Source organism: Enterococcus sp. DIV0800, from assembly GCF_050559735.1.
Classification (GTDB): Bacteria; Bacillota; Bacilli; order Lactobacillales; family Enterococcaceae; genus Enterococcus_A; species Enterococcus_A devriesei.
Map to the genome: position 1 here is coordinate 1,256,909 of NZ_CP187898.1, position 14,580 is coordinate 1,271,488.

Genomic DNA, 14,580 nt, shown 5'->3' on the forward strand with positions numbered 1-14,580 from the left:
TTTTAATTTTGCTGCTGGCGTTCTGCAGCGGCTTTTCTAAGTTTCCGTTGGGCTTTTTTAGAACCACGATCGATATCGCGGCGCTCCTTACGCGCTTGAAAATCTTCAAATAGATTTTCAACATCATAATCAGCTGGATACAATTCTGTCGCACGAAATTCCAATTTGATTCGCCGCTTAGGAACTTCGATAAATTTGTCCTCAAAGAAGACTGAGACATTTTCACTAAATGGAATTTCTTGGTAGATCAAAGCCGGTTGCTGTTGCTCTAACAAGAAAACTTTGTCCCCTTTATAGTAAGTCATTGTGGGAATCGCGGTATTTGTCTTATCGGATTCTTTAACTTTAAAATTCTTTTTCTCTAACTGATAATTTCGGTCAACAAAATAGTTTTGAGCTTTCTCGATGATTTTGTCATCAATTGCCATTTTTTTGGCGATCCACAGTGCATTGCTTTCGCCGGTTTGGCCAATCAACAGGCGATATTTGGGCGTAAGCCGTTCGGCATCAAAGTCCATAGCAGCTGTAATAAAGTCGGGATGCTCTTCAGCAAAACGCTTGATTTCGCCGTAGTGGGTCGTTGTAATCAAAATACTGCCCTTTTGATAAAATTCTTCCATAATCGCTATTGCCAACGCGGCACCTTCATTTGGCTCAGTCCCACTACCTAGCTCATCTAGTAGAATAAGGCTATTTTCATGGGCCTGCCGCAGAATGGTTGAGATATTTTGCATATGACCGGAGAAGGTACTCAAGGCATTTTCAATACTTTGGGCATCACCGATATCAACAAAAATTTGATCAAAAATAGCGATCTCAGAACCTGCTTTAGCTGGAATCTGTAACCCAATCATCGTCATTAAGGTCAATAGAGCGACTGTTTTTAAGACCACTGTCTTGCCGCCGGCGTTAGGCCCGGTGATTGTTAAACCACGGTAGTCTTTGCCAATGGTCAAGTCTAGCGGCACAGCATGGTCGATCAGCGGATGAGTCGCTGCAACTAAATGAATATAGCCACGAGCATTTATTTTTGGTGTTAGACCTTTTAACTCGCGACTGAATTTTCCACGAGCAAAAATCTGATCGAACTCAGCGATAATCTCAATGCTTTGCTGTATCATTGGCAAGGCTTCTGCCAATAGCCCGGTTGAGGTCGCCAAAATTTGATAAACTTCCGCTTCTTCGGTCATTTTATGGTACGTCAGCTGTTCATTCCAGCGACTGACACTACTAGGCTCGATATAAGCCGTCGTCCCCTTACTAGAAAGCTCAACGATTGTTCCCTTGACTTGCTTTTTGTACGCGGCTTTGATCGGTACGGTAAAAATATCGTTTCGCTTAGAGATAATGGCTTCTTGTAATTTCTCTTTATTTTGTCGAATGAATTTTTTTAGTAATTCTTGGATCTTATCCTCTGTTTCAGCAATGTCTCGTCGCGCACGTCGTAATTCACGACTCGCGTTATCAACGACCCGACCGTTACGAATAACTTGATAAATCTCTTCTTCGATTTCTTGGAAATCATTTAATCCTTGCCCGTAACGATTCAGTAATGGGGCGATACTTTGATTTTTTTCAAAAAATTGGCGAATCAAGCGCAGACTGCGAAGAAAATCGGCATACTCTAACAATTCAGATGGTGTTAAAACAAAGCCCTTTTCAAGCTGTTTCGTTATGTGTTCTGCGCTTTGCAAGCCCATAAAGGGAACGTGCAGTCCACTATCTAAAAGTTTTTTAGCTTCTTCCGTTTCGTTCAGTCTTTTTTCGACAACTGATAATTTAGAATGGGGCTGTAAATTGTCGATCAACGTTTTCCCAAAACTGCTAATCGCATAGTTAGCAAGCTGTTGTTTGATTTCAGTAAATTGTGTTTTTGTAAATGTTTCGTTATTCATGGTCTCTCCCTTTCGTTTAAGACCCTATCAAAGCTAAGGCAGACTTAACAAAATGTAATCGCAGACGTTAAAAAATGGGACTGACAGCTAGTTTGAACTACGCTTACGATTGCTCTAACCTGCTAAAGTAGGAAGAGCAACTCGCAAAAAAAAAGCTATAGAGATTCCTCCCCATAGCTTGAAATGATTCATCCGCTTTGATAGGTATCTAATTTGGTATGCAAAATAAACTGTTAGACAACAGGATTTTTTGCTATTTAGTTACTCCAAATTAAATAACTACACTCACCAAGACACCTCATTATATTTGTTAAGTTTCCTTGTTACTAGCATAACCTGACAGATATTAATTGTCAAATTGAATGAAAAAATTACGCAATTGTTGCTGGGACTGGTTTGACACCATCGTTAATGAAATAAACTTGATACCACGTTAAGAAGGTGTAGATCGTCCAGATTTTACGACGACCGTCTGCTGTTCCAGCGAAATTATCGTCTAATAATTTTACGATCTTATCTTGATCAAAAAATTCTTTCACGAAGTCTTGAGTAAAGACATCACGGACGATGTGATAATATTTTTCTTCACGCAACCAGTCTTTGATAGGAACTGGAAAGCCTAGTTTCTCACGATTGTACCATTCTTCTGGCAAATGACGTGCAGCTGCTTGGCGGAAAGCGTATTTGGTATTTTCAGCATTGATCAAGTATTTCGTAGGAACGACCTCTGAAACCTTCATCAATTCTTTATCTAGTAATGGAACCCGAACTTCTAAGGAGCTGGCCATTGATAATTTGTCAGCTTTCAAAAGAATATCCTTTGGCATCCATTGGTGCATATCCAAATATTGCATTTTTTTGATTTCGGACATGTCTTGAACTTTTTCGTAATGCACATCCACGATGTCCTTGATCGTAGGGCTTTGTTGGAATTCAGGTTGTAAATAATCAACAGCTTCATCTTCTTCAAAGACTCTAGCTTGACCGATGAAGAATTCTTCAGCCGGTGCTAATGACGTATACAAATGCAACGCACCTTTAAAGGTTTTGCCTTTCAAGCCTTTAGCGATCGAGTAGCGCATGCCTTTTGGTAATTTTTTCAAACCTTCAGCTACTACCATGACAGCTTTAGATCTTGTGTTCATCCCATAGGCTTGATAGCCGGCGAATAATTCGTCTGCTCCTTCACCACTCAAGGCGACGCGGACATCACGACTGGCAAGTTCGGCCAAGAAATACAAAGGCACACATGAAGGGTTTGAATCAGGCTCATCCAAATGGTATTGGATCAGTGGAAAATATTCAAAGGCTTCATCTCCAGTAACGACACGAGACGTATTATTTAAATCAATCAAATCCGCTAATTTCTTAGCTTCGATAGATTCATTATAAGATTTGTCGCCAAAACCGATCGAATATGAATGCTCTGGGCGTAATACAGCCGTTACATAGCTTGAATCGACCCCAGATGATAAGAACGAGCCAACTTCAACGTCAGCGATTCGGTGAGCTTCTACTGATTTCACAACCGTGTCATCAATCAAATCAACCGTTTCGTCTAAAGTCATATTGGTTTCTTGCTCTTTGACATCCCAATATTGCTGGATATCCAGCTTGCCATCTTTATAAGTAAAGTAATGGCCTTCTTTGATCCGGTAAACATTCTTGAAGAAGGTTTCGTCTAAGGCTGAATATTGGAAGGTCATATAAGGCTTCAAGGCTTCTCTATTAAGCTCTTTAACAAAGTTTGGATGTTGTAAGAAGCTTTTGATTTCTGAACCGTACATGAATGTTCCGTTCATTAGTGCGTAATACAAAGGCTTAATTCCAAAATGATCACGGGCACCGAATAATTCTTGTTTTTCCGTATCCCAAATCACGAAGGCGAACATCCCACGGATTTTTTGCAACAGTTCTACACCGTATTCCTCGTAGCCATGTAGTAAGACTTCCGTATCGGCATGAGTCGTAAAGATATGTCCTTTCGCGATCAGATCTTCGCGAATGCTTTGATAATTATATATTTCTCCATTAAAGGTAATAATCTTTGTTTCATCTTCGTTTTTGATGGGCTGAGTGCCACCTTCAAGGTCAATGATACTTAGACGACGGAATCCTAAAGCTGCGCCTTCGTCGATAAATTGTCCCGCGCTATTTGGTCCGCGGTGAACAATCGTATCCATCATATTTTTAACAATTTGTTCTTTTTGCGTTGTATTTGAACGATCAATAAATCCTACAATTCCACACACAATCTCTACCCTCTTTCAAACATGGTAAATGATACTCTTTCATATCAACTTTCAAAGTATATCATACGATTTAATGACTTTCACGATTGAACGTGATTTCCTTGTAAAAAAAGGCGAAAACCTTAATAATTTTCAAAGGCCTCGTGAATTTGACGAAAAAAACTGTGCCAAGATTGGCACAGTTTCATTAATCCGTAATCGTTAACGGCACCAAGAAAGGATAGCTGCCAAAGAATTCAATCAGCGATTTATTTTTACGATCAGTATTTAACTTTAGGCTGCTAGTATGTGCAAGATTGTCTTGTTTAATAGTGACGGTTTGGTTGCCATCAAGAGCGACCAGATAACTGTCCTCACCAACTTTTTTAAAGTCATATTTTTCATTGTCCATCGTGGTAATGAAAATCTGATCTAAAACATCCACCGGTGTCTGGTGTTTCAACTGAACATCAAGATCTAACGGCTCGCTATTATCTAAAAGATTCTTATCAAAACTAAATCCGAGCTCCTTCATGTGGGCAATGACATCATTCATTTCACGGCTAAACATCGAGTTTTGTCCGCTAGTATAAATATGTTCATAGTAACAATCCTTCAACAGTGTTAAAACTGCGGTATCCAAGACAGTTACGGACATAGAAGCCGGATCAACCTCCATCAATTTGATTTTCTCGCTGCGAAGTTTGCCATCAGAGGTTGGCATCATGAAACTGAAACAGATTTTGTCCTCATTCGTTAAGCGATAGGATAGATTGAAATGTTTTGTTTCCCAGGTTGAAAATTCATTGGATGAGAGTTGTAGTCCGTGATTTTCTAACGGTTTGATCAACTCAAAGGTAAAGTACTCCATTAACGCCCCTTTAGCGATTGCCGAAGCAGATTCTTCCTCTTTCACAAAAATTTTCTTATAGTAATCCAACAGCGTTGTAAAATCCGATTCCATCAAAAGTTTGCGGAATTTCAAATCCGCTAATTCTTTTTCAGCATCGTCGATCAAGCTCAAAAGATCCTGATAATTCTGTTCGCGATTGTCATAATAATTCAAAGCGGACCCGCTGACTGGTTTGTCTTGTGCGGTCGTTTTAAGACTTTCAGTCCCGATGTCTTCCGCTGATTCTTCCGGGTGCAGAATCTCTTTTTCGCGAATATTTAATTCGGGCTCTTCAGTGTCTACTAAGGAATCATAGATTTGATTAATTCGATTCTTTTCTTCCGTCATTTATTCCGCCCCCTTGTTTAAAAAATCCACGATGAATTGGTCAAGTGCGGCATCCATCTCGTCTAAGCCGCCGAAGCGTTTGTTGATTAGGCGCAACTCTTTCAAAGCAATGGCTTGTTCCAACGCGAGTCCATACATTTTATTCGCTAACTCGATCTTTTGTGATTCACCAGATAATTGGTCGCCCACAAAAGGTGCCCACTGGCTACGTTGTTTTTTTAGTTCCTTTAAACGGGCCTCAACTTCTTCGACTTCTTCTTCGATCTTTTTCCGATTCATGAAGGTCTTTGTTTCCTCAAGCTCGGCTTTCTTCTTTTCTTCTTGAGCGATCTTGCTATCTAAATCTCGCAGCTCGGATTGAGCAGCAATTGTTTTCGCGTCAAAATTATCTTGCTGGTCTTGTAACTCAGCTAATTGCGCTTTATAGTCTCCGGCCATGACCCGTTTCCATTGGTCACGTATTTCAGGTAGAATTTTAATCGTTGGCTGCGTCGCATCGACCTGTAGAACGGTCCGATCGCGATAATAGCTTCCAATCTGATAGTTCATTAAAACAGGCGAAACAACCTCCCGCATGATCATAAATGGGAACGCCCTCTGGATTTCTTGATCTAATTTGCTAGTCAAGTAATTGTCGATCTCATGATTCATGTTGCTGGATTGTTGAATCGAGGCTGGCAACTCTTTCCAATAGATGCGATAAACATCGCCCATTCGTTCCGCCGCCATCGCTTCTTCCAACTGTTTGATTTGCCCCATCAACCCGCCTAACACACCTGAAGCTGATTCCTTTACCGAATCAAATGACGTGTCGGTTTGATGCTCTTCCTTTTTTTCTGGAGTCTCCATCTAAGACCCTCCTTCTTGTTTAATAAATGCTATGAAAAGAAAGCTATTGCTTAGTTTTCTTTTATCCATTACGTTACGTGTCTCTCCAAATAACAACTCTACTGCATTTTCTAAATGACCACCCATTCATTCAGCTTAGAAAATTGTTCAGTTTGCCTTAGAGTTTTCACGTATGAACCGCTATTCGCATTCAAAAGTGTTACTGCTAAAAATAATTATACGTTTGCTGATGTCAAATGCCAAAACATTTCACTTATCCGATAATGAGAGGTACGGATTCTTTTAACAAAAAAACTGTAAATTTTATATATTATATCAAATTTCAACATAATTAACTGGTAATAATGAAACCACTCCTCTATTTTACCTTAGCGGAGCTCTAATGATAAGTCTAATCTGGCTTAGATAGCAAAAAAGATTGCGCCATTTCCGAAAATGACACAATCTTTATAACATTAGTTCGTTAATCCGCTAAAGAAATCTTTGACCTGTTGCCATAGGTTGGCGAAGAAACCTTGATTGTCTTCAATCGTCCCTTTTAGTGAATCACCGAATTTTCCTAATTGGTCAGACAAATTGTTTACAGTATTTTTAAAATCACCACTGATTTTATCTAATTGTTGAATGGATTCTTTATCCAGAACGCCATTTGTTGTTTGGTATTGCTGTCCTAGCGCCACTAATTTATTGATATCCTCTTTTGAGACATATTGTGACAAATTATTTTTTGCTAAGGCGTCATTGACGATTTTTTCAACGTCTTCTTTAGTCGCCAACTCTCCTTGTTTCTCTTTCAAGTCTGCTAAATCTTTTTTGATATCAACTAAGGTTTGGTTCAGTTGCGCCTTATAAGCGTCGTCGGCTTTTTCCTTTTCACTATCTGATAAGTTTTGATTTTGACTTTGTTCATTAGCATTGTTGACGACTGATTGGGCGACATCAGAGGTCGTGTCTAATTCGGTTTGCGCTAATTGTGCTCGTTGCGGGTCAACCGTTTCACCGTTCGCCTCAAAGGCTTTATAAACACCCGTTAAAGCACTTTCGCCGGTTACTTTAACAACACTGGCAACTTTCACCGTTGCATCGGTAATCCCTGCAGTAACTAACGGATTTTTGTATTGATCCGCTGTGATTTGAGTAATGTTTTGCGGTGTCAAAATTTTAACATTGATTCCTTTGCCTTGATCTTCTCGATTGACTACGACCGAGCTTAGCATGACACTGTCATCACCGCTACCATAGCCGAGATATTTTACCAGATCCGCACCGGTGGCTTGTTCCATTTTGACGCTGTCTTGATTGATCCCAAGTTCATTCATCGTCTGATTAAGTTGTTGCTGATTTAAACCCGCTCCTGCCACAAAGGTCGGCTTGCCCCAGCGTTCATTGATGACCGTCTCACTGGAAGTATCCTCTGCTTGAATTTTTGAAGTTTGACCGATTAGGCCAACCCCGAGAGAAAGGCCTAAGCTTGCTAATAAAATATATTTATGAAGTTTCATTTGTTTGCCTCCTGCATTTGATAGTTTTATTTTAGCTGATTTATGATCTTTCACTTAATAATAACTATATTTTTATAAAATAATTTACTAAGCTAAGAATCTTTTAAGCTTTTTTTCAGACTTTAGTTGGAGGAAAAAAAGCTTTTTTTATGGATTTGCTAAGAAAGGCTTTTGCGAACTCGCTCAGCTTATTGCCGATAAAGCTAGTTCGTGAAGCTAGACATGGCTAGACCTGCTGCAAAGCGACTTATTCATTTGAGAAATTTTAACTTTCTTTATATGGGATAAAAAATAAAACGATCAGCCATTTTGATCGGGCTGATCGTTTCGTTTTATTTTTCTTTCGTCGTGAAATGGATCTTGCCTTGGCTGTCGCGTTCCAAGTAAGTCGTTTCTTTAAGGTAGCTGAAATGCAGTTCCTTCAATGAAGAATCCTCCAGCATTTGTTCGTAGCCTTCAAAAATTGCTCGAATATATTGTTTATAGGCTTGCTTTTTTCGTTGTCGCTTGTTCATATGGCACCGTCCTTCTTGGATATCTTACCAAGCATCAGTGATTCAGACAAGTATTTTATTGATAGGTTTGTTGCAAATAAGTCAATAATTCTTTAGACAACTCAGTGGCCGAACTGCCTTCAGGCTTGTTCTCCAAAAATTCCACAACAGAATAATTTTGATTTTGGGTATCAAAAGCATACAAGAAGCTGTTTTCTTGCCCTTTTTCATCTTGTTTCTCTTTGATCTCCGCTGTTCCTGTTTTGGCCGCTAGTGGCAGATTCAATTCAGCCAAACTATGAGCCGTTCCATTTGCGTCACTGATCACTGCTTGCATATCCGTTGTGATCGTTTCTGCTGACGCGGGTTTAATGACGTCTTTTTTAGTCTTAGTTTCGGCAGAAGCAAGTAATTTAGGATAGACTAGTGTTCCTTTATTGGGAAGAACCGAGTAAGTCGCAATTTGCTGGATTGGATTCATTAACAATTGTCCTTGCCCATAGCCGGTATCGGCTAACAGGATATCAGAATTAAAAGAATCCTTATTAGAAATCTGAGCTTTTTCCATTGCAATTGGCAAATCTAATTCTTCCCCAAAGATGAATTTGTTTAAACCATCGCGGAAAGTTTTTTCACCCATCTTCAAGGTTTCTTGCGCCATATAAATATTATCGGAATAAACCAAAGCAGTCTTTAAATTGACCGGACTGACGTCTGAGACGCGGGTAACTTGATATGAGCCCCACGAGCTATCCTTCTGCCACTTCAATCCATTGATCGCCAATTCTTCATTAGGATCCAATGTTCCACTATCTAAACCAATCGCCGCCGTCACTGTCTTAAAAGTTGACCCCGGAGCATAGCCGGTAGCAAAGCGGCTCATAAAAGGTTGATTCTTATCATTATTATAAGCATCGTAATCCGCCTGACTGATACCGTTGGTCATTTTGTTTGGATCAAAGCTTGGCGAACTGACAGCAGTCAAGAGCTCACCGGTTTTTGGTGCCATTACGACACTAGAACCTGGCTGATTATTCAAGGAATTATAGGCAATTTGCTGCGCACGGGCATCAATCGTTAATTTGACGTTCTCCCCATTCTTTTTATCAATTTTTTGCAAAACTTTCTTTTCTGTTCCGTTGCTATCGGTTACAGCTAGTACGCCGCCATCTTTCCCGCGTAGTTGTTTGTCCAATGCTCGTTCTAATCCACTTCGGCCAATCAAGCTATCACTAGCCAGCTCTGGATTTTTTTTGATGTCGTCAGCGGTCACTTTACCGACATAGCCGATTAATTGAGCAGCAGCTTCCTTCAATGGATAAGTCCGTCCTGTTGTTTGTTGGACTGTTAGGCCGCCTGGTTTTTCTGTTGGTTGCTCAGCTGCTGTTTTAAGCGGAACGAAAAGATCCTCCTTGACCCATCCTTGTTTTAAGGCAGCTTCCACTTCTTCTGCTGTGATGCCGATACTTTTGGCGATGGCCTCGATTTTGGCAGAACGTTCGCTTCCAGTACCTAACTCTTTTGGTACGACACCTAATTGATAGACGGTCCCATTCGTGGCGATTCCTTGATCATTGCGGTCTAGAATTTCTCCACGCGTTGCGGCATCTACACGATAATTGATCTTGTCTTTGCCACTCATTCCTGGAAAAATTAAATTCGGCTTCCAATTGATTTGTTTGCCGTCCTCAGACAGTGTCCCGCTGTATTTTTGATTTTTTAACTGGCCAAAGCCGGTATTTAATGAGAGTTGATAGCTAAACTGATAGTGATCGTCAGCCTTATCCACTTTTAAATCCTTCATTTTAATATTTGAAGCACTGATACCTGTAAAGATCGATTGGTATTTTTCTTGAACTTCCGCCTTAGAATAACCGCTATTCTTAAGGGAATCCGCATTCAAGTTTTTCGTAACAGCTGAATAATCGCACTTTTGCAATCCTTTTACAAAGGCTTTGACGGTTTCTTCTCCGTGCTGCTTTACTTGGCTGGCTTGATAATAACGTACTCCGAAAAAGCCGGCGATGAGCAGTAAGACCACTCCACCGATTATTAGCGGTAATTTGTTGGCTGCTTTCTTATTTCGTGAACTTCTTTCCATGACAGAGTCCTCCCTAGCTTCTTTCGTCCACTTTCTTTATACTTAGAACAAAGGACGTGTTGTATCAATGAATCATTGTTATCTTTTTATCGGGCCTAGTGCTTCAGGAAAAACCAGTTTAGCCGAAGCGGCCTTTCGCCCTGAACAAAAAATTATTTCTTACACAACTCGTGATCCGCGAGTAGCCGAAGAACACGGTCGTGATTACTACTTTGTTACCAAAAAACAATTTAAACAAATGGTCATTCAAGATGCCTTCGCTGAATACGATGTTTACGATGAGCATTACTACGGGATCGCCAAAGAAACACTACGCCATGCTCTAACACTTGGGGATTGTTATGATCCAATTACTGCTACTGGCTTTTTGAATTTGTATCGAGCTTTCGGTGAGCAAATGATTCCTGTTTGGATCAACATCTCTAAAGATACGATCATCCAGCGGTTAGAAAAACGAGCCAGCCCAGAGGAATTGGCGCGTCGCTTAGCACTTTATCAAGCGGATCAGGAGAACTATGACCGTCTCAAGCAAATCCCTCAATTGATCGAGATCGATGGAGAAGCTTCACTAGCAGCGATGGTCCAAGAATTACGCCAACGGCTGAATTAATTGAAACGCTTTGCGCTCCCCATGCTCAAAGGGAAAATGAACCATTCCACAATATTTGAAGCCTAATTTTTCAATCAAGCCTAGCATCGGCTGATTGGCCGGATAGGTGTCGATACGAATGTCTTCATAGCCTAATACTTGAGCTTGGTGGATTGCAGCTTGCAAGACGGCTTTTCCAAGTCCACCGCCACGGTATTTTTGACTGACCGCTACGTGGTGCAAGGCTACGTAAGGTCCTTTTTGCAGCCATTGACCTTCAATTGCTTCATAAACAGGGTCTTTATCCGCAATCAACGCCACTGTTCCAACGATTTCTTCATTCATTGTCAAAACATAGCTGGCTGCTTTACTGATATCTTGACGAATAACCGCTTCGTGGGGCTCACGACCATTTTGCCACTGGGGAGAGCCTTGTTGTTTCAAATATTCTTTCGCAGCTTGAATGATTTGATTGATCTCGGGAATATCCGCTGGTGTACTGCGGCGAAAGTTCCACTGAGCATCCTCCATCTCACCGCTTTTGGCTTCATCACCAAAGGAAAGAATCGCCTCGGCATCCTCTTTCCCAAGAAACCCCGCTAGCAGTTCCCCCATTTGTTTTGCTTGCCTGACGATAAAATCTTCATCTTCATAACCCATCTCAATTCCATCCTCTCTGCCAATGATCGCCTTGTTCCAAATAGGCACCGATCAACTCAAAATGATGGGCCAACGACCATTTCTTGATGCTCCCTAGTCCAGGGAATTTTTTTGTTTCCTGATACCCCAACAACTCCTCCAGTCCTAGCGTTAGCAGTAATTGATCTTGATTTCGAAAATACCACTCTGCTAATTTTGCCAGTGCCTCGAAAAACTTTTGGCTTTGATCTTTCGCACTCTCATTGCTGTCAGAAACAAAATGTTTCACTCTCAAATTAAGATACGCGTCGAAATACGTAATGTGTAGTGCGATTGCTCGACTGGGGCCACCTTTATCAAAATAACGATGGCCTTCAATTGTGTAGTCACTGAAACCTTGAGGATTCGAGCTTTTATAAAGATGCTCATCGCTATAAAAATCATCTACTTTTTCAGCATAATTGGCAACATTTTTTTTCGTTTGAAAGGCTTCTCTTAGAAAAATTTTATTTGGCACATCCAAGATGCGAAAACGACCTTGATCAGGAAGCAGTGTTAGCGCACTTGACTGGATTCTCGCTAACTTGTCAGCTTCCCGAGGAGAATGCTCATTAAAAACATAGATCTCTCCGACAAAAGGATTCTCTTTGGTCACAATCTCTCCTTGTTTTAAACTAGATTCAGGCTTCAGATCCCAGTCGAAGCGTCGTTGATCAAATAATTTAGCCGTCCCAACTTGGGGATTGGTAATTAAAAAACCAGTCAACTGTTCTTGGGTGAAAAGTTCAATGGTTTTCTGCAAAGTCGCTGAATCTCTGACTGGTTCAATGATCGGCTGGATCTTTGGAGACCAGCGTCTAGCTTGAATCAACGAATTGACCGCCAATAAATCAAATTGCTTTCCTCGTAAATAGGGATAATATTTCATAAAGCCTCACTCCAAAGGTTCTGTCGGTCGGCGGCGCACTTGTTGCTGCTGCCGTAAAAATTGATAATCTTGTTCTAATGCGCGCAGCTCTTCTTCTAGGCTTGCAATACGAGCCGCCTGCACATCTTCAATAAAACGCTGATAATAATTATCTTCTTGCAAACTGTCATGATCAGCTAACCGACGGCGTAATTCTTTGTACAACTGTTCAGTGGAGAAAAAGCTCGTCCCATAGTCCATCCGTTTTGCCTTGCGCACTTCTCGGAACAAAGAAGCCATAAAGCGTTGCGTCAACGCCTCTTCAGCGACTTGTAACTTTTGTTTCAAGGGTTTCTTAGCCACAAAAAAAGTCCCTGCGGCTGGCAGCTCTTTGGTTCTTTCAGCTGATTCACGGTACGGGCGATAGACTAAGACGCCAATCTCGTTCGGGATATCTCCTTGGACTTTTTCATAAAGCACTTCGGGTAAGACAAAATAATTATAGTTGCCGACAAAGGAGAGTTTGGCTTTTGAATAAAAATCCGCCTTCGTCACCTTTAGTTCATAACAGCGCCATTCCCGCTGAACAGGTTTAAAAAAACAAGCCAAGTTATCCACGATTCCTTGCTCATCTGGCATCGTGACTTCTTCTACCACGATCCCGCCTAATTCGATACAATAATAATACAACGCCTTTTCAATTTCTTGGGTTAAAGTTGTTTTCATTTTCTCACCATGGGAACGTATTTTCGTAAACTTTAGCATAATTGCACACAAAAAAACAGAGGTCACCCTCTGTTTTAAATAAAATATGAAAGATCGCTCGCTGGACTTGGATAAGCAAAAATATAATCCGCAACTTCTTCATGGGTCATCTTTTTACTCAAGACCAGCAGCAAATAATTGATCAGTTCATCGGCTAATTGACTTAAACAAGTAATCGCCACAATCTGATCCAGCTCATCATAAACGAGCTTAATGGCTGCTCCTTGATCGTTGATCCGCTGATACGTGTACCAGCTAGATAAATCGATTGTCTGACTATGGTATTTCTCAGCGTGATCGGCTAATTCTTTTTCACTTTGGCCGATTCGTGCTAATCGTTGATCACCAAAAACGATCGTTGGAATCAAGGGATAGCTGATTTTTTCTGTCGAACCTGCTTGGGTCATCACCTTCACAACATAATTCGCTTCAAAGCCAGCAACTGGCGTCAGTTTAGGTCGTGACTTCGCTAAAACGTCGCCACAGGCAAAAATAGTAGCTTGGGTGGTTTGTAAGTGTTCGTCGACTTGGATACCTCGTTTGTCAAAAGCAACACCTGCTTTATCTAAATGCAGCCCTTCAACATTCGGTACTCGCCCCGTCGCACCAATCACCATGTCCGTCACTAATTCAAAGCTGTCACCAACAATTTTATAATTAGGCTCGGCTAGTTCAACACTCTTTGTATTGATATTAAAATGGAAATGAATCCCTTCGGCTTCTAAATGTTTGACTAAATCATCCACCAATTCCTTGTCGAATTCTTTCAAAGGACGATCATTGTGGTGAATGATATGCACTTCTGATCCCGCCGCATTCGCGATCACTGCCAACTCAAAGGCAATGTAGCCGGCACCAATGAAGGCGATCCGTTTCGGCAAATGTTCAAGTGCTAAGAAATCAGTACTGCTTTGCAACAGCTCTGAGCCGTCAATTTGTAATACCGCTGGTCGCTGACCCGTAGCAATCAAAAATTGGTCCGCTGCTAACGTCTGATCATTAACCATAATATTGTGGGTATCGACAAATTCCGCTTGCCCTTGATAACGGTCGATCTCCGCCTCATCCAGACCGGTTTTCGTATTTTCTGGTACATGATCCGTATAGCTTCGTTTGAAATCCATCAAATCTTCCCAATTTATATTCGGCACTTGCTCGAAGCCTTTACCGATCATCGTGCTAACTCTCTTTTGCGCTTCTACGCCACTCATCAGCATTTTTTTGGGGTCACAACCGCGATTAGGACAAGTTCCGCCCCAAAGATCCGATTCGATGATGGCAACTTTCTTCCCTTGTTCCTTGAGTCCATAAGCCGCCGCATTACCTGCCGGTCCACTACCGATCACAATGACATCATAAGTTTCCATT

The 14,580-nt window shown here is 41.1% G+C and carries 12 protein-coding genes; 1 reads left to right on the forward strand and 11 read right to left on the reverse strand.

What is annotated here, in order from left to right; genetic code table 11:
* Nucleotides 1-2 precede the first annotated feature (2 nt).
* From IGI54_RS06140 to IGI54_RS06170, 7 genes are all read right to left on the reverse strand, one after another.
* Nucleotides 3-1,895 (reverse strand): endonuclease MutS2, encoded by a 1,893-nt coding sequence (locus IGI54_RS06140; protein ID WP_430620183.1) that lies wholly within the window; start codon nucleotides 1,893-1,895, stop codon nucleotides 3-5.
* Between the two features lie 371 nt (nucleotides 1,896-2,266).
* A complete protein-coding gene (gene asnB / locus IGI54_RS06145) occupies nucleotides 2,267-4,147 on the reverse strand; it encodes an asparagine synthase (glutamine-hydrolyzing) (protein WP_216429178.1) in 1,881 nt (626 codons plus the stop codon).
* Between the two features lie 187 nt (nucleotides 4,148-4,334).
* The gene (locus tag IGI54_RS06150; RefSeq protein WP_071861393.1) at nucleotides 4,335-5,366 is read right to left on the reverse strand and encodes a hypothetical protein; all 1,032 of its coding nucleotides are present in this window, start codon (nucleotides 5,364-5,366) and stop codon (nucleotides 4,335-4,337) included.
* Nucleotides 5,367-6,215: a hypothetical protein gene (locus IGI54_RS06155; RefSeq protein WP_071861394.1), complete on the reverse strand. Its 849-nt coding sequence runs from the start codon at nucleotides 6,213-6,215 to the stop codon at nucleotides 5,367-5,369. It lies immediately after the preceding gene.
* Nucleotides 6,216-6,670: 455 nt separating this feature from the next.
* Nucleotides 6,671-7,717 (reverse strand): DUF1002 domain-containing protein, encoded by a 1,047-nt coding sequence (locus IGI54_RS06160; RefSeq protein ID WP_430620184.1) that lies wholly within the window; start codon nucleotides 7,715-7,717, stop codon nucleotides 6,671-6,673.
* 332 nt (nucleotides 7,718-8,049) lie between these two features.
* Nucleotides 8,050-8,232, reverse strand: a complete 183-nt coding sequence (locus IGI54_RS06165) for a hypothetical protein (RefSeq protein ID WP_071861396.1) — start codon at nucleotides 8,230-8,232, stop codon at nucleotides 8,050-8,052.
* 55 nt (nucleotides 8,233-8,287) lie between these two features.
* Nucleotides 8,288-10,312 (reverse strand): penicillin-binding transpeptidase domain-containing protein, encoded by a 2,025-nt coding sequence (locus IGI54_RS06170; protein ID WP_430620185.1) that lies wholly within the window; start codon nucleotides 10,310-10,312, stop codon nucleotides 8,288-8,290.
* Nucleotides 10,313-10,379: 67 nt separating this feature from the next.
* Between IGI54_RS06170 and IGI54_RS06175 the strand changes: the two genes are divergently transcribed.
* Nucleotides 10,380-10,922, forward strand: coding sequence for a guanylate kinase (locus tag IGI54_RS06175; protein WP_071861398.1), 543 nt, complete (start codon nucleotides 10,380-10,382; stop codon nucleotides 10,920-10,922).
* On the opposite strand, the gene IGI54_RS06180 is transcribed toward IGI54_RS06175, so the two are convergent.
* The 4 genes from IGI54_RS06180 to IGI54_RS06195 all read right to left on the reverse strand — a co-directional run bounded on the left by IGI54_RS06180 (nucleotide 10,902) and on the right by IGI54_RS06195 (nucleotide 14,579).
* Nucleotides 10,902-11,561, reverse strand: coding sequence for a GNAT family N-acetyltransferase (locus tag IGI54_RS06180; protein ID WP_430620186.1), 660 nt, complete (start codon nucleotides 11,559-11,561; stop codon nucleotides 10,902-10,904). The genes IGI54_RS06175 and IGI54_RS06180 overlap by 21 nt on opposite strands.
* A gap of 1 nt (nucleotide 11,562) precedes the next feature.
* Complete coding sequence (locus IGI54_RS06185; RefSeq protein ID WP_430620187.1) at nucleotides 11,563-12,468, reverse strand: sce7725 family protein; 906 nt, start codon at nucleotides 12,466-12,468, stop codon at nucleotides 11,563-11,565.
* Between the two features lie 6 nt (nucleotides 12,469-12,474).
* Nucleotides 12,475-13,173, reverse strand: a complete 699-nt coding sequence (locus IGI54_RS06190) for a hypothetical protein (protein ID WP_430621480.1) — start codon at nucleotides 13,171-13,173, stop codon at nucleotides 12,475-12,477.
* 74 nt (nucleotides 13,174-13,247) lie between these two features.
* Nucleotides 13,248-14,579: a dihydrolipoyl dehydrogenase family protein gene (locus tag IGI54_RS06195; RefSeq protein ID WP_430620188.1), complete on the reverse strand. Its 1,332-nt coding sequence runs from the start codon at nucleotides 14,577-14,579 to the stop codon at nucleotides 13,248-13,250.
* Between the last annotated feature and the right edge of the window lies 1 nt (nucleotide 14,580).

Coding starts and splice junctions, on each gene's coding strand:
- IGI54_RS06180 (WP_430620186.1), bottom strand. CDS start 11,561: ATGGGTTATGAAGATGAAGATTTTATCGTCAGGCAAGCAAAACAAATG.
- IGI54_RS06175 (WP_071861398.1), top strand. CDS start 10,380: ATGAATCATTGTTATCTTTTTATCGGGCCTAGTGCTTCAGGAAAAACC.
- IGI54_RS06165 (WP_071861396.1), bottom strand. CDS start 8,232: ATGAACAAGCGACAACGAAAAAAGCAAGCCTATAAACAATATATTCGA.
- IGI54_RS06140 (WP_430620183.1), bottom strand. CDS start 1,895: ATGAATAACGAAACATTTACAAAAACACAATTTACTGAAATCAAACAA.
- IGI54_RS06195 (WP_430620188.1), bottom strand. CDS start 14,579: ATGGAAACTTATGATGTCATTGTGATCGGTAGTGGACCGGCAGGTAAT.
- IGI54_RS06160 (WP_430620184.1), bottom strand. CDS start 7,717: ATGAAACTTCATAAATATATTTTATTAGCAAGCTTAGGCCTTTCTCTC.
- IGI54_RS06150 (WP_071861393.1), bottom strand. CDS start 5,366: ATGACGGAAGAAAAGAATCGAATTAATCAAATCTATGATTCCTTAGTA.
- IGI54_RS06155 (WP_071861394.1), bottom strand. CDS start 6,215: ATGGAGACTCCAGAAAAAAAGGAAGAGCATCAAACCGACACGTCATTT.
- IGI54_RS06190 (WP_430621480.1), bottom strand. CDS start 13,173: ATGAAAACAACTTTAACCCAAGAAATTGAAAAGGCGTTGTATTATTAT.
- IGI54_RS06185 (WP_430620187.1), bottom strand. CDS start 12,468: ATGAAATATTATCCCTATTTACGAGGAAAGCAATTTGATTTATTGGCG.
- IGI54_RS06170 (WP_430620185.1), bottom strand. CDS start 10,312: ATGGAAAGAAGTTCACGAAATAAGAAAGCAGCCAACAAATTACCGCTA.